Here is a 17,376-nt window from a genome sequence, read left to right as displayed (position 1 = left end):
GCCACCCGAGCGTGACGCGGGTGGGCCGCGAGGACTTCGCCCCGCAGCTCGCGGCCGCGGCGGCGCGGCCCGATGACCTGGCGGCGGGCCGGGCGCTGCTAGCGGCGGTGCTACGCCACTACCAATCGCCGGGCGACGTTTGGGCCTACGAAGGGACCGATCTCGACGTCACAGCCGGCGTCTTGATGCGGCAAGTACGTGCCGCGCGTGGAGCGTTCGGGGCCTGAGAAGCTGACGGCCAGCCGACTCACGGGGCCTGTCGCGGCTAGCAGGTGCGTCACCGCTTAGCGCGAACGACGCCAGCGATCCTTCAGCCGTTTGAGAACGCGCGCCGCGCGCAGCCAGGCGGCCTCTCGCGACGGCGCGAGGTGCTCCCAGTGTTGCAGCTCGTACAGCGCTCGTTCCGGCGTGGTGAAGGCGCCGCTCACACGGCTCACATAGGTGGGATAGAGGATCAGCGTGGCGGCCACCAACTCGTCCAGCGTGCACTGGCGGGTGCGGCGCGGATGTGGAATCCTGTCCTCGGTGAGGCCCCAGCCTGCGTAGAACGGCAGGCCATGGCAAACCACGGGTTTGCCACGCAGCAGCGCCTCGAAGCCGGCCAGTGAAGTCAGCACGTGCAGCTCGTCGACTTGTTCGAAGAGGCGGTGGATGGGTACGTCCGAGACGATCTCGTCGCACCATTGCCTCGCTTCACCGATGTCAGCCGCGCCTGGCCGCTTGCCGGCCAGCACGTCGGGGTGCGGCTTGTAGACGATCCAGGCGTCCGGCCGAGCTTTGCGAACGGCTTCGAGCAGGCCGAGGTTGGTGTGCACTGCCGGAGCGCCATAGGCGATCGACGCATCGTTCTCCACTTGCCCAGGTACCAGCACCACGGTGTGAGTACCACGCGGCCGCTGCCAAGCGCCGCCCCCGACGTTGTACTTGGTGATGCCGCGCTGCACGATGGCCTCGCGCAAGGCCTGAGCGCGCAACAGCAGCGCGGTGTCGAACTTGCCTGCTTCGATCAGCTCCTCAAGGTCCGATGTTGCACGGGCGTCGTAGTACATGCCACGCCGATCGATCACCCAGGACAGCGGCTGAACGAGGTTGGCGCCCAGGCCCACCGAGCGCAGGAAGCCGTCTTCGATGCGCAACAGTGCGTCATCGACGCTGAACTCGGTCTCGGACGCGCCGCGCCCCATACGGCACGCTGTTCTCCCTTGGCCAGTGGCGCCGGTGACTCGACGAAGCGCGGCTCGCTGCCCGCGAGGAAGGCCCGTACGCTGGCGTGCTTCCACTGCGAGAAACCGACCGCCTGCACGCGCGGCGCAAAGCGCTCGCGATGGCGGCGCTGAAGCGTCATCCAGTCGAACACGCGCTCAGCCTCGCACGGGGCAAAGGTTTCGGGGTCGACGTAGCGTGGATAGTCGATAAGCGCTGCATGCACTAGGTCGGTGAGCGCGATGGCCTTGCTGGCGCGACGCGACGGCGCTGGCAACTCATCGTTGGTCAGCCCCCAGCCCGCATAGAACGGCATGCCAAAGCAGCGTACGGGCTTGCTCCACATCAGCGCCTCGAAGCCCATTTGCGAGGTGACCACGTAGACAGCCGCCGCGGCTTCCAACAAGGCTGGTGGGTGGGCGTTGGTGGCCAGCAGCGTGACCCGCGCGGCCTGGCCCCGCGTCAGCGCGCCGAAGTGGGCGCGCTTGCGGCCCTCGACCACGTCGGGGTGCACCTTCAGCACCAACGGCAGGCCAGGGTGCTCGTCCAGCGCCGCCTCGAGCATGTGGGAGAAGCTGCGCTCGCTGGCCATGCCGTACGCGATCGACGCATCGCCGGCGGTCTGGTCGACCACCAGCACGAACGGCCCGCGCACCGGCGGCGCCAGCTCGCGCGAGTGGTTGTATTTCGACAGCCGGCCGTCGCGCCACGCCGCAACCAGCCGCTCGGCCCGCGCATGCTGCGCCGGCATGCGCGCGAGCAAGATGTCCTGCTCGAGTTTGGACGGGCGGTGTGCGTCGTAGTAGACGCCGACAGGGTCTACAACCACGCTCAGTGCCGCGTCGCTGTTAGCAGGGCGCACCGAACGCAGGAAGCCATCTTCCAGCGCGAGGTAGGGCAGGCCGGCGCGCAGCGCCCAGGCGGCATCGCGCGAGAACACGCCCTTCAACCCCCAGCCGACGATGGCGCGCACGTCGTCTTGCGGCCAGACCAGTGGGCGAAAGCGCAGCGGCGCGCCCAGCAGCGTGGCCAGGTGCGGCGTCAGGCAGGGGCCGATGCGGCGCGAGACGTAGACGCCGCCGGTGGGCTGATCCGTCACACGCTCACCCCGACCTGCGTGCACACCTGCGCCAGCCGCTGCGCCCAGGTATGGTGGGCGGCGACATGCTCCGCGGCCGCAGCCATCATCTCGCGGTCGTGCGACGACAGGCCGCCACGCTGCAGTCGCGCGAACAGGTCGGCGGCCTGTGCCTCGTCGTGCACGACATGGCAGTAGCCGGCGAACAGCGCGTCGACCGAGGCCGCCGGCGTGGTCACCGCGAGGCCTCCGCAGCCGAGGATCTCGACCAGGCGGCGCGAGAACATGGTCGGCGAATCGACCACCGTGTTGACGTTCAGCGACACCAGGTGCTCGCGGTACAGCCGTGCCGTCGCATGGTGAGGCACCGCCGGCCTCACCTCCAGGCCGGGCAGGGCGGGATAGCGGTAGTGCTCCGAGCGGCGGTCGGAGTTGCGGTCGTACACCGTCAGCCCGAGCGTGCGGCCGGCCGAGGCGAAAAGCATGTCCTGCAGGCTGCGCCGCTGGTCGTGGATGTGCCGGCTGTAGCTGCCGACGAAGTTGGCGCGCGGCAGGCGCGGCGCGATGCCGGCGAAGTGGTGCACCGAGGGCTGCACTGCGAACAGCAAGGGCTCGATCGTCTTCGCTTCCGGCATGACGGCACGGTAGCGCGGCACGCAGGTCGAGTCGACGGTGAAGACGTGGTCGAACAGCTGCGCACTGGCAACGAAGCGATCGAAGTGCACGCCGTCCTCCTTGTTCCAGAAGACGGCCGGGATGCGCAGCTCGCGCGCCGTGGCGAGCAGCTTCGCCAGGTCGGCGTTGTTGCGCTCCGGGTGATCCGGGTAGGCGGCGATGCGGTACTTCCAGGCGTTGCGATGGCCGGACCATGCCGACTCGACGAAGACGAGCCGCGGCCTGTGCCGGCGCAGCGCCGCTGCGGCGTTCGCCGGCGTCAGGTGCAGCACCGTGCACTCGTGCTCGAGGCAAGCGCTGGTCAGTTCGTCGGCGACCAGCGCCACCAGCAGATCACGATGCGGACCGCGGGCCTGGGGCGCGCGCCGGACCCGTCCGGGCGCGCTGGCAAGCAGGCGGTCGAGGAGTTTCAACGGGCCAAGGGGCGGGTGAAGGACGCCGGGACGGACGCCAGCTGAAGCGTCCCAACCCCAGCAGAGGTCGCGTTCTAGCGATCGCTGCTGCGGGTGTTGGATTCCTGCAGTCGCTTGCTGCTGCGAGTCGGCGGCGGCGGGCAGCCTGCCGCGCTGTCCGGGCCGGCCACCTGCACCGGCATCTTGCGCGCCTTCGGGCCAAGCTTCGCGGTCGTGTTGTCCTTGAACTCGTTGCCCCAGGACGGGCACTCGCTGGTTTCCTTGGTGCAGTCGTCGCGCGAGTCCTTATTGCAGAAGCTGTCGAGGAACACCGGTTCGGTCTGGTCGATGAAGCGGTTGTCCTTGATGATGTTGCCGCCAGAGCCGTCGCGCGTTTTCACCGCAGCGCCGCATCCGCCGTCGAAGGTGTTGCCCTCGATCAGGTTGCCGCTCGAGTAGTGGGCAATGTAGATCGCATGCAGCGCGCCGCAGCCCGTGTTGTTGCGGATGTTCAGGAAGCGGTTCTCGGTGATGCGGTTGTTGCGCGAGTTGACCAGGCGCACCGCTGCCGTCGACGGCTTGCCCGAAGGAAGGCAATCTGGCCGATGTCGCGGAACAGGTTCTTGTGGATCACGTTCTCGGCGTTGAAGTTGCCCTGCGCCTGGCGGTTGCCGTTCAGCGAGATCGCCGTCACGTAGTTCGCCACCTCGATGCCTTCAATGGTCAGGCGTGTGGTCTTGCCAGTTGCGCTGTCCAGTTGCAGCCAGGCGCGACCCTTGCCGTTGCCGTCGAACACCGGCCGCTGGCCGGCACCGGTCGAGCCGGTGAGGATCAGCGGCTTGTCGTCCGGCAGGTCGGCCACGACCACGGTCTGGGCCAGGTAGGTGCCCGGCAGGATCATCACCTTGCGCGAGCCGCCCCCGTCCACCGGCAGAGCAAGGACCCGCTTGACTGCCATCTGCAGCGTGCCGACGGCTTCGGCCTCGCTCTTGCCGCTGGCCTGGTCGTTGCCGCCGGGCTTCATGTAGACCGTGGTGTCGGCGGCGTGCGCCGTGGCCAGGGCGAGCAGCAGCGCAGCCGCTCCCAGCAGTCGTGCGATCGTGTGGTTCATGGTGTGTCCGATGGATGGAGGGCGCGCCGGCGAGGCAGGGCGGGAGGGATCATAGCGACGCCGTGAACGTCAGCCTCCAACGGCCGCCGCGGGTTCGGGTTGACAGCTCACTTGGCAGGATTGCCCGTGGAGCTCCACGCGAAGCCGCTGATCGCCGCTGGCCGAGCGGATGACGGCCTCGACGCTGCCGTCCGTGCCCCAGTGCAGCGTCGAGCCGGCGTCGTCGAGCGACAGCAGCGTGGCGAACGCCAGGTGCTGGCCGCGCTGCGACAGGCCCAGCGCATGGCAAGGCGTCAGCTGGCCGTAGGCCTGACTGATCCAGCCCTGCCGCTGCGGCTCCAGCTGGCCCTTGACGCATGTCGCCTCGAGCGGCCCGGGCGCAGCCGCGAGCACGTCCAGCGTGCGGCCCGACCGCAGGACGGTGCTGTGGTGCAGCGGGGCGCGCGCCGTCAGCTCCAGGTGCGGCGAGAAGTGGAACCACTGCACGCAGTCGTGTGCCTTCTGCCCCGACACCCGGTCGATCACCAGAACCCAGCGCTTGTCGGCGTGCACCAGGTGGCGGGTGTGGACCACGTCGATGGTGCGGTGGTGGACCTGGCCGGTGATCACGCAGCCCCAGGCGATGCCTTCGGCCTGGCGGACGGCCGAGCCGTAGGCCAGGTCGGGCCGCCGGCTCAGGTTGTCGGCGACGTTGCAGCCGTCGAACTCCAGACTGTTGTGGGCCCGGGCCGACTGCACGTACTGCTGCATCTCGCCGGACTTGTAGGCGAACTTGCCGGCATCGCAGAGGATGTCCTCACCCTCGAACCAGGTGAACGAGAGGTCGTCGTTCTGCTTGTGGAAGCGCGAGTTGAACGCTGCCATCAGGAACAGGTAGGACGCCTGTTCGACGCGGCCGCCGCCGTCGTCGCGATAGATCACGTAGCCGCAGGCGTTGATCAGCTCGCGCCGCGCGCTGAAGGCCGTGACCGGCTCGCCGCTCATCGCCGCCCCGTCGGTGTCGCCGATCGGCACGCAGCGTCCGTCCGGGAGCCGGAACCACTCGTCCACCTGACGGGCGCGGCGCAGCAGCTCGCTGACGCCGTAGGCCTCGAACCACCCTGTTGCTGCCAGGCGCTTCAGGCAGCCGATGCCGAAGGCCTGGTAGCCGGTCGAGTTCTCGAGGTGCACGCCGCTCGGGTCGAACTGGCTGGACAGCAGTTTCGGCATCACCTGCTGCAGGAACTCGCGGATCGGCGTGCGACGCGAGCCGCGCGAAACCGCGCCGAGCGCCGCCAGCCCGTGCATGTCGATGAAGGTGTGGTTGCTGTAGGCGACGTTGGCGATGTCGAGCAGGAACTTCAGGTGCAGCTCGACCATCTCGTCGTACGTCGCGAGACGCTCGCGGCCGAGCTGGATGGCGCCCGCCGCATGGGCCGACAGGAGGTAGGCGAGCTTCATCGCCCGCATGCCGACCATCATGTCCATCCAGGCGAAGCGCGACGTGCGCCGCCGCGTGACGTGGTAGTCGTACCAGTCGTCGATGATCGCCAGCGGCAGGGTCAGCCACTCGGCATCCGCCGTCCGGTCGAATTCCAGGAAGTGGTTGTCCATCATCCGCCACATGTGCAGCTGCGCGCACCAGTTGCGGTCGGTGAAGGGATCGGTGTTCCAGTCCAGCGGCAGGCGGATCGGGAAGGCCCGCAGGTCCTCGCGCGGGATGAAGTCGATCGCCTGCTTGTCCTTGGCCTGACGCCGGTTGTTGATCAGGTACAGCTGCGCCGCACCGATGCGCTCCGGTCTGGCCACTTCGGCCGCCGGCGTCTGCGGCCCGCGCTGCTGCGTGAGGCGGACCGCGAGGCAATCATGCCGGCCACCAGGTGGCCGGGCTCGCGGCGATTGCCCACCGGCTGCTCGTAGACGAGATTGCTGCGCAGGCCGGAGGCGTCGGCGCCGCCCCCGACGGGAATGCCCAGGGCCTCGCAGAACGGACGGAAGTGCGCATCCGCGGCGGGGGCGTCACCGAGGTTCTGCACCAGCAGGCAGCGCGCCGCCGGCGCACGACGGAACGCCGTGATCGCCGACAGTCGCACGCGCTCCTCCGGTTCGAGCGCGCTTGCGCTGCGGCCCCCGAAGGCCACCTCCAGCAGCTCGTCGACCAGCGGCCGCGCGCACTTGAGGATCTGCGTGTGCGGGTTGATGGCGAGCGCCGTTGCGTCCTTCAAGTGTGCGGCCAGCATCAGCGCGGCGAAGCCACCCGAGGTCGAGCCGCAGCAGATCACCTGCTGGGTGGCGATGCCGAGCTTGTCGGCGATGCCGCGCACCAGGCCGGCCAGCCGCAGCTGCCAGTGGCGGGCCGCGGTGCCGACGTACCAGCCGACACGCAGGCGACCGTCGTCCCGCGCCAGCAGCGGGTCGGCAATGCACAGCAGGCTGCCCGGCAGGCGCGCCGCCCAGTTCCAGCGTTCGAAGTGCGGCTGCATGCCGGCATCGGCAGGACGCGGGCCGGACAGCATGACGAACAGGTACGGTCCCGGCTGTCGCTGCAGGAAGCATTCGAAATGGCCGTCGTCGAGCCGGGCGCTGAAGCGACCGTCCTGGAGCGGCGCGGCGAGCAACGCGCGCGCGCCGGGGAAGTGGGCCCACACGGCCTGGCGGATGGCCGCGTCGGCGGGAGCGTCGGGAGGTTCCACTGTCATGGGAAGGAGGACGCCGTCACGCGGCGGCGAATGCCCTCGTCGCGGCTACCCCAGCAGGTGGGCGAGGCCGTCGGCGACGAAGAACTTGACGACGTCCGGCGGCTCGGCCCCGTGGCCTTCGGGCGAGCTGTAGACATGGGTGCGCATGCGCCCGTCGCTGCTCAGCCCGCCCTCCTGCGGTGCGTCGGTGGCCGTGCAGAACGGGATGAAGTGGCGCGCGTGGTGCACCGGGTCCTCGAGGTTCTGCGCGTAGACGATGCGCAGGTCGTGCTGGCGTCGGCCGGCCTCGGTGATCGCCTCCAGCGCGCTCCAGCGCAGCGGGTACTCGTCGCGGCAGCGCTTTGCCGTCCAGCCCGTGGCGAACACCTGGGCGATGCGGTCGACCGCCTTCGGGTAGTAGTGGGTGATGTCGGTCTGCGGGTTGACGACGATGGCACGCCCGACCGGGCGCGACGCCGCCGCGACCATCGAGCGAAGCCGCCGCCAGAGCTGCCGTAGAACACCACGCGCGTGTCGGCGATGCCGAGCTGCATGCGCACCTGCTCCACCGTGCGCAGCAGCGCCTTCATCGGGTCGATGCTGCGGTTGCCGACGAACCAGCCCAGGCGCAGTTGGTCATCGAGGTAGAGCGTCGGGTCGCAGACGGCCAGCACATGACCGCCCAGCACCTTGCCCCAGTTCCAGCGTGCAAACACCGGCAGCGGCTTGGCACGGTCGACGGCGCCGTTCAGCATCACGAACAGCGCGGTCGAACCAGGCAGCAGCTTGAGCCGGCACGGCAGGTCGACTTCGGGATCGGCGACCAGGAAGTTCTTCGCGTCCAGGCCGGCCAGGGTCGCGGCATCGAGCGCCTCGGGCTCGAAGCGCGGCAGCGCAGCACTCATGAATGCGACAGGCCGGCGATCACGTCGACCAGCTGCCCGACGTTGGCGAAGCCCTGGGTGTCGGACGGCAGCGTGACGCCGAACTCGTCCTCCAGAGCCAGCATCAGGATGGTGTGCGACAGGGAGTCCCAGCCGGGTACGTCCTCGGCGATGGTCTCGCGGGTCACTGCCAGGGAGTCATCGCCGAAGGTCTCGCCGATGACCCGGCCCACGCGGGAGAGGATGGAGTCGCTCATGATCGTTCTCGAGTTCAGTGGCGCCGCGCTGCGGCCAGGTCCTGCAGGTACTTGTCGCGGTTCAGCGAGCGGCTGATCTTGCCGCTGGTGGTCTTGGCCAGCCAGCCGGCCTCGACGATGCGGACGTCGCGCAGATCCAGGCCCATGCTCTCGGCCACGGCGTGCTTGACCGCGCGCTTCAGCTCGAGGCCCTTGTCGGCCGGTGCTGGCGCGCCCGGCGCCAGTTCCGCGATCACCACCACGTCCTGGCTGCCCAGCATCTCGTTGAACACCGCCACCGCGACGTTGCGGCCGGCCTTCAGGCCGGCGACGTCGTTGACCACCGCCTCCACCTCGTGGGCGAAGTAGTTGCGGCCGTGCACGATCAGCAGGTCGTCGGCGCGGCCCAGCACGAACACCTGGTCGCCGTGCACGAAGCCCATGTCGTTGGTACGGTAGCGCCCGGCGCGCAGCTTCTGTGCGGTGATTTCGGGCCGGTTCAGGTAGCCGTCGAACAGGAACTCGCTCGACAGCTCGATCTCACCGACATGGTCCGCCGGAAGCGCCTGGCCGTCGGCGTCGACGATGGTCACGCGCATGCCGTCGATTGCCCTGCCGGCCGACAGCAGTTCGACAGCGGCGCCGGCGTCGCGCGGCGCGGCGACGCGCTTCTCCTCCGAAAGCCGCTGGGCATCGACGTTCAGGCGCGGCACCGGGCGGCCGATGTCCGTCTGGCTGACCGCGAACACCGTCTCGGCCATCGCGTAGCAGACCTGCAGTGCCTCGGCCCGCACGCCCGTCGGCGCGAACTTGGCGAGGAAGCGGTCGAAGGTTGCCGCCTTGCACGGCTCGGAGCAGTTGATGAAGGCCCGCATGCTCGACAGGTCGAGACTGCCGGGCTCGAAGCGCACCGTCTTGGCGAGCAGTTCGAAGGCGAAGTTGGGAAGCCAGGTGAGCGTGCCGCGGTGGCGATGGATGGCGTGCAGCAGCGAGACCGGCTCGGACACCCACTTGAACGGGTCGAGCAGCACCACCGTCTGGCCGAGCAGCAGCGGCGTGACGGTGCAGGCGATCAGGCCCATGTCGTGGTACATCGGCAGCCAGGAGACGACGACGTCGTCGGCGCTGGCCTGCAGTGCGTGTGCATAGGACGCCACCTGCCGGGCGATCGCGCCGTGCGACAGCTGCACGCCCTTCTTCAGCGCCGTGGTGCCCGAGCTGTGCTGCAGCAACGCGATGTCGTCGGCGGCACCGGGGGAGGGGCCGGTCCACGGCGCGACCTCGGTCCAGGCGCCGTCGGCCGCCAGAAGCATCGGCACGATGTCGGCAAAACCTGCCGAGCGCATCGCGGCCAGCGGAGCCTCCAGGGTCACCAGAGCGGCCGGTTGGATCAGGCGCAGCAGGTTGGCGTGCGAGTGCCAGTAGTAGCCGGGATCCTGCTTCGGCGAGGGCAGGGGCATGAACGAGGGCACGGCGCCGCAGCGCATCACCCCGAAGTACGCGGCGATCGCCTCGGCGGTCTGCGGCAGGAACAGCAGCACGGTGTCACCGGCGCGCAGGCCGCGCTGCTGCAGGCGGCCGGCCCAGCGATCGATCTCGCCGGCCAGCCGGCGATAGGTCCAGACATCGCCGTAGTCGTCGATGGCGACCTTGTCGGGGCTGTCGGTTCCCCAGGCACAGATGCGTTCGGCCAGATGGCCCGGCGGGTGCGCAACCGTCATGCCACCTCCGTGGCAGCGGGCGCGCGGTGCGCCTGCAGGACCTGGTCGAAGCGGCGGGTCGCGCGGATGCCGATCTGCTTCCAGGTGCGCTCGGCGCCGACCCAGGCACGCCCGCGCCGGCCCAGGGCCAAGCGCTGCTGCGGCTCGTCGATCAGCTCTTGCAGCCGGTCGGCAAGCGACGCCACGCTGCCCTTGTCGAACACCCGGCCGGTCTGGCCGTCGGCGATCATCTCGGTGAGCGCGCGCACGCTGGAAACCAGCACCGCCTTCTCCATCGCCAGCGCCTCCAGCGGCTTCATCGGCGAGACCATCTCGCACACCGGCCAGGGCTTGCGCGGGAACGGCGCGATGTCGATCAGCGAGTAGTAGCTCTCGACCTCCTCGTGCGGCACGCGGCCGGGCATGATCAGCCAGTCGGTCATGCCTTCGGCCTCGGCGATTCGCAGGATCTGCTCGGTGATCGGGCCGCGGTCGGTGCCGGACGCGTTCTCGTTGCCGACCAGCATCAGGCGGAAGTTCACGCCGCGCTGCTTGAGCAGGGTGCAGGCCAGGGTCAGGTCCTCGAGGCCTTCGTAGTCGACGAAGGTGCCCACGTAGCCGATCACCGGCACGCCGTCCGGAATGCCCAGCCGCGCGGCGAGTACCTGGTCGCGCGGCCGCGGCAGGAAACGATCCGGGTCGCAGGAGTTCGGCAGCAGTTCGATGCGCTCGTCGCGCACGCCGCGCGAGGACAGCTCCTCGCGCATCGGCTCGGTGAGCGTGAAGACATGGTCGGCCAGCTGCGCCACCTTGGCTTCCAGCAGGCTCTGCACCGCGAACGCGGGCGTGTCCTCGAACTCCTGCTCGCGCGAGATGCGGGTGATCTCCCACAGGCCGCGCACCTCGTAGACGAAGGGCAGGCCGAGGCGGCGCGCCGCGATCAGCGCCGGCAGCGCGGTGACGTGGTTCGAGGCCGACATCACCATCTCGGGACGCAGGTTGCGCATCTGGCGCTCCAGTGCGTCAGCCGCCTTGGTGACGTACTGCAGCATCGACATGCCCTTGCGCTTGGGCTCCAGCGTGCGCACGTAGCGAATGCCGTCGATGACGTCCTCGGCGGGCACGTCGGCGTCGTTCAGCTCGGTCTTGATGTCGACCGGGAAGCCCGGGCGCGTCAGCACGATCACCTCGCGCCCGGCAGCCGCCAGTCCGCCGGCAACGCCGTGCGAACGTGTGCCGTAGCCGCCCGACGAATACGGCAGGCTGTTGTGCAGGACGTAGCAGACGCGCCCCGCGATGCCTCCATGCGCTCACGCGGCTGCCGCACGACCAGCTCCAGCACGCTGAGCTGGAAGGCCGGCGATACGCGCAGCTTGTCGAGGATCGCCTTCTGCTCGGGGCCGGGTGTAGCGCCGTACAGGTGCTCGAGCTGGCGGATCGTCTGGCAGGCCCGTTCGAAGCGGCGCGAGCGCTGCGCGGCCCAGAAGAAGCCACGCAGCGTCTGATCGGAACCGTCCACGCCAATGGCGGCTTCGGCGAGTTCGAACTCGTCGTCGCGCCGTCCGGCGTCCGACAGCGACTTGCCGAGTTGCAGCATGCGGAACGCTACGGTCTTGGCATCGGCGCGCGCCACGGCGGCGAGCAGTTGCGCCTTGACCGGTCCCAGGCCTTCGGATTCGACCCGGGACTTGAGCGTCTCGACGTCCAGACCGACCAAGCCGGTCGACGCTGATGACGTCGCGGCCGGCGATTTTATCGTGGCCGGCTTCGGCGCGGCCGCATGGCGCGCTGCAGGGACCGGCGCATCGCGACGCACCGGCGTCACCGCATCCGACTGCAGCGAGGCGACCGGGTCCAGGTGCGTCATCAGGCGGTCGCGCGTCTGGCGGCGCTCCCGCACGTCGCGCCACAGCGACCACAGCTGCCCGGGCAGGCCGAGCAGGGCGCCAGGCGACTTCACGCCACGAACCAGCACCTTGCCGAGCCGGTGGGACGTGGTGGACTTCGTCGCCAGCAAGGTCGCCTTGGCCTCGGCCAGGCGCTGCTTGAGCCGATCGTTGTAGTCACGCAGACGCGCCCGCTCGTGGGTGAAGGCAAGCTCGCTGGCGCGCGCCTCGGCGCGGGCAGCCTCGAGCTGCGCGTGCAGTCGCGGACGCGCCGCTCGTGCGCCGCCTTGGCCTGCCCCAGCTCCTTGCTGCTGGCCGCCTTCGCGACGGCCTCGCGCACGTTCTGCCGCTCCTTGTCGAGCGCCTGCACGTGCTGCGCGCGCAGCGCGTCGATGGCCCGCTGGTGGGTGACCCGCAGCGCCTTCACCTCGACGGCGTGCTCGTGCACCTTGGCCTCGAGCGAGGCCGTCGCCTCGGCCAGCTTGCGCTGGGTGATGCGCACCGCGTCGGTCTTCTTCTTCAGCTGCTCGGAGCGTTCGTCTAGGCGCGAGAACAGGCGCTGCTGCGAATCGAGCGTCGCTGCCTCGGTCAGGCGCAGCACCTCGGCAGCGTCGGGCTGGGGGCCTGCCTCGGCGGGCGCCACCATCACGCAGCGCATGTAGTCGCCGTCGACCTGCAGCTTCGTGACGGCCAGGTCGATGCCGCGCGCGAACTCGACCAGGTCGCGCGGGAACAGGCTGACCTTGTGGTCGGGGTGCGGGTGCAGCGCGAACGGGGTGGTGACGATCAGCCGCCCGCCGGGGTTGAGCCGGGCCTTGGCGGCACGCAGCAGCCGGTCGGGCCGCACCTGGTGCTCGATCACCTCGCCGAGCACGATGGTGTCGTAGCCGGGCTGCTCGGGCAGGCTGGCCAGGTCGATTTCGATCAGCGTCAGGCGCCGCTGCACCAGCGGCGCCTCGGCGGCGAACTCGCGCCGCGCGAAGGCGACCGAGTCGGGGTGGGTGTCGATCGCGGTGACGTCGAAGCCGTCGCGCGCCAGCAGGATCGAGGCGATGCCCTGGCTGCAGCCGACGTCGAGCACGCGCTGGCCGTCGCACTGTGCGCACATCCAGTGGATGCGGTCGCGCGCCACGCGGGCCGTTTCCTCGGTGAAGATCTCGCCCCGGTAAAGCTCGCTGATGCGGTCGGCCGGGATCGGCGAGGCGGGCTCCACGAGGGTCACGGTGGCAGGAACGGCTGTGTCCATGGGCAAGGAGTCGGTTGGGGTGCGCGGGCGTGGCGGCCTCAGGCCTTGAGCAGGCCGACCGCGTCGATCACCGCCTTGCCCTTGGGCATCTCGCGGGCGATCACGCCGAACTGCCTGTGGGCGACGAGGAAGACGATGATGTCGGCCTGCGCGGCCGCCTGGACGGCGTCGACCAGCGAGTGGTCGCGCAGCGAGGCCGGCAGTTCGGCCACGTTCGGCTCGACGATCAGGAAGCGCGACTTCAGCGTCCTGGTCAGCGCCTCGGCGATGTGCAGCGCTGGGCTTTCGCGCAGGTCGTCGATGTTCGGCTTGAAGGCCAGGCCCATCAGCGCGATGCGCAGGTCGCCGGCGGCGCGGCCGGAGCGGGCCACGGCCTCGTGCACCTTGTTCATCACCCACTCGGGCTTGCCGTCGTTGACTTCGCGGGCGGTGCGGATCAGGCGCGCCTCGGCCGGGGTCTTGTCGACGATGAACCACGGGTCGACCGCGATGCAGTGGCCACCGACGCCGGCGCCCGGCTGCAGGATGTTCACGCGCGGGTGGCGGTTGGCCAGGCGGATCAGCTCCCAGACGTCGATGCCGAGCTTGTCGCAGATGATCGATAGCTCGTTGGCGAAGGCGATGTTGACGTCGCGGAACGAGTTCTCGGTGAGCTTGCACATCTCGGCGGTGCGCGCGTTGGAGACCAGCAGCTCGCCCTTGACGAAAGTGCGGTACAGCGCGACGGCCCGCTCGGAGCAGCGCGGCGTCAGCCCGCCGACGATGCGGTCGTTCTCGACCAGCTCGCGCACCACGTGGCCGGGCAGCACACGCTCGGGGCAGTAGGCGACGTTGACGTCGATCTCGGTCGCGCCTCGGTCGGGAAGCGCAGGTCGGGGCGGGCCGCGGCAAGCCACTGCACCATCTGCTCGGTAGTACCGACCGGCGAGGTCGACTCCAGGACAACCAAGTTGCCCTTGCGCAGTACCGGCGCAATCGATTCGGCGGCCGACTTGACGTAGCTGACGTCAGGCTCGTGATCTCCCTTGAAAGGGGTCGGCACGGCAATCAGAAAGGCGTCGGCAGCTTCCGGCTGCGTCGTCGCACGCAACCACCCTTGAGTGACTGCGCTATGGACGATCATGTCCAGTTCCGGCTCGACGATGTGGATGCGGCCCTGATTGATCGTGTCGACGGCGTGGGCGTTGATGTCGACGCCAATCACCTTGGTGCGGCGCGCGGCAAACATCGCGGCCGTCGGCAGCCCGATGTAGCCCAGTCCGATCATCGAGACGGTTGTGAAGGTTTCGGGTGCGCTCATGGTGTTCAGCGGAAAGACGTCTCAGATGGGTTGCGAAGCGAGCAGCTGTGCAATGCGCTCACAGGCATGGCCGTCGCCGTAGGGGTTGTGAGCGAAGCTCATGCGCTCGTACTCCGTGCGATCGTCCAGAAGCAGCGAGACACCGTCGACGATGGATCGGGTGCACGTGCCGACCAGGCGCACGGTGCCTGCCTCCACGGCTTCGGGGCGTTCGGTGGTGTCGCGCATCACGAGGACCGGCTTGCCGAGAGAGGGCGCTTCTTCCTGGATGCCGCCGGAGTCGGTGAGGATCACGGTGGCACGGTTCATCAGGTAGACGAACGGCAGGTAGTCCAGCGGCTCGATGAGATGCACGTTGCCAATGCCACTGAGCAGGCGCTGCACCGGTTCACGCACATTGGGATTCAGGTGCACGGGATAGACCAGTTGCAGGTCTTCGTACCTTCGGGCCAGCGAGGCCAGGGCCTCGCAAATGCGCTCGAAGCCGTCACCGAAGTTCTCGCGGCGATGGCCGGTGACCAGGAGCACCCGGCTGCCTTCAGGCAGGTAGGAGAACTGCCTTGCAAAGCCGCTACCCAGCAATGGCGTCGCTTCCAGCTTGTGCTGCACGGCCAGCAGGGCGTCGATCACGGTGTTGCCGGTCACCACGATCCGGTCCGGCGCGACGTTCTCTCGCAGCAGGTTGTCGCGCGCCGCGGGGGTCGGAGCGAAGTGGAGACGAGCCAAGCTGGCTGTGAGCTTGCGATTGGCTTCTTCCGGCCAGGGCGAGTAGAGGTTGCCGGTGCGCAACCCGGCCTCGACGTGACCGACGGGAATCCGCTGGTAGAACGCTGCCAGCGAGGCGGCGAAGGTGGTCGTGGTGTCGCCATGGACCAGCACGATGTCGGGCCGCTCCGCCTCGTAGACCCGCCGCGTTGCCTGGAGCACTTCGCTCGTGATCGAGAAAAGATCCTGTCCGGGCCGCATGACGTTCAAGTCGTGGTGAGGCTCGATCTCGAACAATTCCAGCACCTGGTCGAGCATCTGCCGGTGCTGCGCGGTCACGCACACACGGCTGTCGATGCCGGGCGTGGCTTCGAGTCGCTTCACCAGCGGCGCCATCTTGATGGCTTCGGGACGGGTCCCGAAGACGGTCAGTATTCGTTTCATTCTTTTTGGGGGTGCGGCATTCGGCACCCGCCCTTCACTTCATTGAGAGGGTGCGGCTCTGATCGCGGACGACAGCAAGCTACAGATCGAGCAACACCTTCGCTGCAATCGCAATCTGGTAGATGATCTGCGTGATGCCGCGCGTCAGCTCCACACTCTTGGTCTCGATCTTCGGCAGCACCATGATCTCGTCGCCTGGCTGCAGTGCTGCGCGCTTGCCCTCGGCAATGCTGCCGTCCTGGCGCATGACGATAAGCTTGGCTTCGTCGGCGCCCTGGGTGTAGCCCCCGGCGCGGTTGATGTAATCGGTGGCATTGGCCCGGCTGTCGTAGACCAGCGCGTTCGGAAACAGCACCTCGCCGCTCACCAGCACCAGGTTGCTGCGCTCGGGCACGCGAATGATGTCGCCGTCTTCGAGCAGGGTGTCGCCGGCCGCTGTGCCCTGCGCCAGGATCACCTGCCCGCGAGGCTCGATCTTGCGCGCCCGTTCGATGAATTCCAGGATCTGCTGGCCCTCGCGACCACGGAGCGCGGCTTCCTCGCTGGTGGCCGAGCGTGCGGTCAGCGCATAGGTTTCCAGGCTGCGCAGCGAGGATTCCATGAGTTCCTTCTGCCGTGCTGCCACTGAGCGCCGGAACAGCTGCAGCGCTTCGACCCGAGCCTGCGGCGCCGGCTTCAGGCGAGCGAGCGCATCCTTCAGGTGGGCGCCATAAGGCAGCACCAGCGTCCGTTCGCCGAGGTGCGCGCCGTCGATGCGCACAAGGATCGTGCCGGGGTATTTGTCCGACGTGACCGTAACTTCATCGCCGTCCTGAATGGTGACCCGTGAGGCTTCGGCCAGAGCGTGGTATTCGCTGCGCCGCTCGGCGCCCACCTTGCGCACGATGCTCAAGTGCGTGGCCCCTGGGCGCGGGCGGGCCACGGCCAGCAGTTCGTTGCCGCTCACCTGGGCCTGGCCGAACTCGAAGATGTAAGGGTTGAGCACTTCCCCGCCCACCTGCACGGTGTGCTTCCGCGGCGAGGCGACGATGGTGTCGCCGTCCTGCAGCTGGAGCGGTGCAATCTGCCCGTCGAGCAGGAAGCGGTAGAGGTTGACCTTGGCGCGCGGCTGGCCGCCACGCAGCACGTCCACCTCGAGGTAGCTGCCGCGGTCGGGATCGATGCCGCCCGCACGGTCCAGGTAGGCCAGCACGGAGTCCGACGACAAGCCGCTGTAGAGCCCCGGGGCCCGCACGAAGCCGGTGACGTAAATCTTGACGGGCTGGGCGGCTTCGAGGGTCGCGTACAGGCCGACGTTGGAGCGGAAGGTGCGCTTGACCTGAGTCTCGACCTGCTTGTTCAGGTCGACATTGCGCACGCCGAGCACGCTGATCGGGCCGACGTTGGGGACGAACACATTGCCCTGGGCATCGACGGTCTGGGTGGCTTCGTAGTTGAAGGCGCCCCACATGCGGATGTGGACGCGGTCACCCACCGCGATCTGGTAGTCGGGATTGAAGCCGGTGAAGGCCTGGCCCCCGAAGCGGCCGGTGAAGATCTGCGAGCCGAAGACGATGGGTTTCAGCGCCGTGTAGGGATCCGGCGGCAAGGGGCCTCCTGGCAGAGACGGTGCACTGGCCGGCGCCGAAGCTGCGGAGGCAGCCGGCTGCGCAGGCCTTGGGAAATCGGGGATCTCGGTGAGCCCTCGCGGGCCCAGGTTCAGCGGGTCGTTGAAGGTTTGCTGGGCGCTTGCCGGTACCGGCAGGCACACGGGCAGCAGCGCCAGCGCCAGCATGCCTGCCGCCCGTGCGAGAGCTGCCCTCCATGACTGGAAGGCCCGACCGCTGTAGTTCATGAGTAGATTCTTGTGCATGCGCGGT

Annotated in this window: 16 protein-coding genes and 1 pseudogene; 1 reads left to right on the top strand and 16 read right to left on the bottom strand. The window is 68.8% G+C overall.

Annotated features, from left to right (window positions below; translation table 11 throughout):
* A partial coding sequence (locus x551_RS26400) for a hypothetical protein (RefSeq protein WP_216701300.1) occupies positions 1–227 on the top strand: 227 nt, incomplete at its 5' end.
* A 57-nt stretch (positions 228–284) separates the two neighbouring features.
* Here the strand turns inward: x551_RS26400 and x551_RS04730 are convergent.
* The 16 genes and pseudogenes from x551_RS04730 to x551_RS04660 all read right to left on the bottom strand — a co-directional run bounded on the left by x551_RS04730 (position 285) and on the right by x551_RS04660 (position 17,369).
* A complete protein-coding gene (locus tag x551_RS04730) occupies positions 285–1,136 on the bottom strand; it encodes a beta-3-deoxy-D-manno-oct-2-ulosonic acid transferase (RefSeq protein WP_051511844.1) in 852 nt (283 codons plus the stop codon).
* On the bottom strand, positions 1,064–2,302 hold the full coding sequence (locus x551_RS26915; protein WP_051511842.1) for a beta-3-deoxy-D-manno-oct-2-ulosonic acid transferase: 1,239 nt from the start codon (positions 2,300–2,302) through the stop codon (positions 1,064–1,066). The genes x551_RS04730 and x551_RS26915 overlap by 73 nt, the downstream gene beginning before the upstream one ends.
* Positions 2,299–3,369, bottom strand: coding sequence for a glycosyltransferase (locus x551_RS04725; RefSeq protein WP_231497543.1), 1,071 nt, complete (start codon positions 3,367–3,369; stop codon positions 2,299–2,301). The genes x551_RS26915 and x551_RS04725 overlap by 4 nt, the downstream gene beginning before the upstream one ends.
* A 74-nt stretch (positions 3,370–3,443) precedes the next feature.
* Entirely contained in the window at positions 3,444–3,911 is a 468-nt protein-coding gene (locus tag x551_RS04720; protein WP_036230412.1) for a hypothetical protein, read from the bottom strand.
* Positions 3,860–4,459, bottom strand: a complete 600-nt coding sequence (locus x551_RS04715; RefSeq protein WP_036230406.1) for a hypothetical protein — start codon at positions 4,457–4,459, stop codon at positions 3,860–3,862. The genes x551_RS04720 and x551_RS04715 overlap by 52 nt, the downstream gene beginning before the upstream one ends.
* 69 nt (positions 4,460–4,528) lie before the next feature.
* Positions 4,529–6,247: a heparinase II/III family protein gene (locus x551_RS04710; protein WP_036247680.1), complete on the bottom strand. Its 1,719-nt coding sequence runs from the start codon at positions 6,245–6,247 to the stop codon at positions 4,529–4,531.
* Complete coding sequence (locus x551_RS04705; protein WP_036247676.1) at positions 6,205–7,137, bottom strand: hypothetical protein; 933 nt, start codon at positions 7,135–7,137, stop codon at positions 6,205–6,207. The genes x551_RS04710 and x551_RS04705 overlap by 43 nt, the downstream gene beginning before the upstream one ends.
* Before the next feature lie 45 nt (positions 7,138–7,182).
* Positions 7,183–7,605, bottom strand: coding sequence for a hypothetical protein (locus tag x551_RS04700; RefSeq protein ID WP_036230400.1), 423 nt, complete (start codon positions 7,603–7,605; stop codon positions 7,183–7,185).
* A 412-nt stretch (positions 7,606–8,017) separates the two neighbouring features.
* Complete coding sequence (locus x551_RS04695; RefSeq protein WP_036230397.1) at positions 8,018–8,257, bottom strand: acyl carrier protein; 240 nt, start codon at positions 8,255–8,257, stop codon at positions 8,018–8,020.
* Positions 8,258–8,271: 14 nt separating this feature from the next.
* Positions 8,272–9,957, bottom strand: a complete 1,686-nt coding sequence (locus tag x551_RS04690; protein ID WP_036230395.1) for an AMP-binding protein — start codon at positions 9,955–9,957, stop codon at positions 8,272–8,274.
* Positions 9,954–11,123, bottom strand: a complete 1,170-nt coding sequence (locus x551_RS04685; RefSeq protein ID WP_051511839.1) for a glycosyltransferase family 4 protein — start codon at positions 11,121–11,123, stop codon at positions 9,954–9,956. The genes x551_RS04690 and x551_RS04685 overlap by 4 nt, the downstream gene beginning before the upstream one ends.
* Positions 11,120–11,953, bottom strand: a complete 834-nt coding sequence (locus x551_RS04680) for a hypothetical protein (protein ID WP_152543401.1) — start codon at positions 11,951–11,953, stop codon at positions 11,120–11,122. Before x551_RS04680 ends, x551_RS04685 begins: the two co-directional genes overlap by 4 nt.
* Positions 11,893–13,044 (bottom strand): methyltransferase domain-containing protein, encoded by a 1,152-nt coding sequence (locus x551_RS23305; protein ID WP_161727962.1) that lies wholly within the window; start codon positions 13,042–13,044, stop codon positions 11,893–11,895. The genes x551_RS04680 and x551_RS23305 overlap by 61 nt, the downstream gene beginning before the upstream one ends.
* Before the next feature lie 62 nt (positions 13,045–13,106).
* A pseudogene (wecC, locus tag x551_RS04670) lies at positions 13,107–14,368 on the bottom strand (UDP-N-acetyl-D-mannosamine dehydrogenase).
* Positions 14,369–14,389: 21 nt separating this feature from the next.
* Entirely contained in the window at positions 14,390–15,517 is a 1,128-nt protein-coding gene (gene wecB, locus x551_RS04665) for a UDP-N-acetylglucosamine 2-epimerase (non-hydrolyzing) (RefSeq protein ID WP_036230392.1), read from the bottom strand.
* A 79-nt stretch (positions 15,518–15,596) separates the two neighbouring features.
* A complete protein-coding gene (locus x551_RS04660) occupies positions 15,597–17,369 on the bottom strand; it encodes a polysaccharide biosynthesis/export family protein (RefSeq protein WP_231497542.1) in 1,773 nt (590 codons plus the stop codon).
* Between the last annotated feature and the right edge of the window lie 7 nt (positions 17,370–17,376).

Origin of the sequence: Methylibium sp. T29 (assembly GCF_000576205.1) — a bacterium.
Taxonomy (GTDB): domain Bacteria; phylum Pseudomonadota; class Gammaproteobacteria; order Burkholderiales; family Burkholderiaceae_C; genus Methylibium; species Methylibium petroleiphilum.
The sequence above is the reverse complement of the archived record's forward strand: the minus strand, read 5'-3'. Positions and strand labels throughout refer to the sequence as shown.

What these genes read in the sequence shown, in the direction of transcription:
- x551_RS04695 (WP_036230397.1), bottom strand. Translation starts at nt 8,257, where the DNA reads ATGAGCGACTCCATCCTCTCCCGCGTGGGCCGGGTCATCGGCGAGACC.
- x551_RS04700 (WP_036230400.1), bottom strand. Translation starts at nt 7,605, where the DNA reads ATGGTCGCGGCGGCGTCGCGCCCGGTCGGGCGTGCCATCGTCGTCAAC.
- x551_RS04690 (WP_036230395.1), bottom strand. Translation starts at nt 9,957, where the DNA reads ATGACGGTTGCGCACCCGCCGGGCCATCTGGCCGAACGCATCTGTGCC.
- x551_RS04660 (WP_231497542.1), bottom strand. Translation starts at nt 17,369, where the DNA reads ATGCACAAGAATCTACTCATGAACTACAGCGGTCGGGCCTTCCAGTCA.
- wecB (WP_036230392.1), bottom strand. Translation starts at nt 15,517, where the DNA reads ATGAAACGAATACTGACCGTCTTCGGGACCCGTCCCGAAGCCATCAAG.
- x551_RS04715 (WP_036230406.1), bottom strand. Translation starts at nt 4,459, where the DNA reads ATGAACCACACGATCGCACGACTGCTGGGAGCGGCTGCGCTGCTGCTC.
- x551_RS04705 (WP_036247676.1), bottom strand. Translation starts at nt 7,137, where the DNA reads ATGACAGTGGAACCTCCCGACGCTCCCGCCGACGCGGCCATCCGCCAG.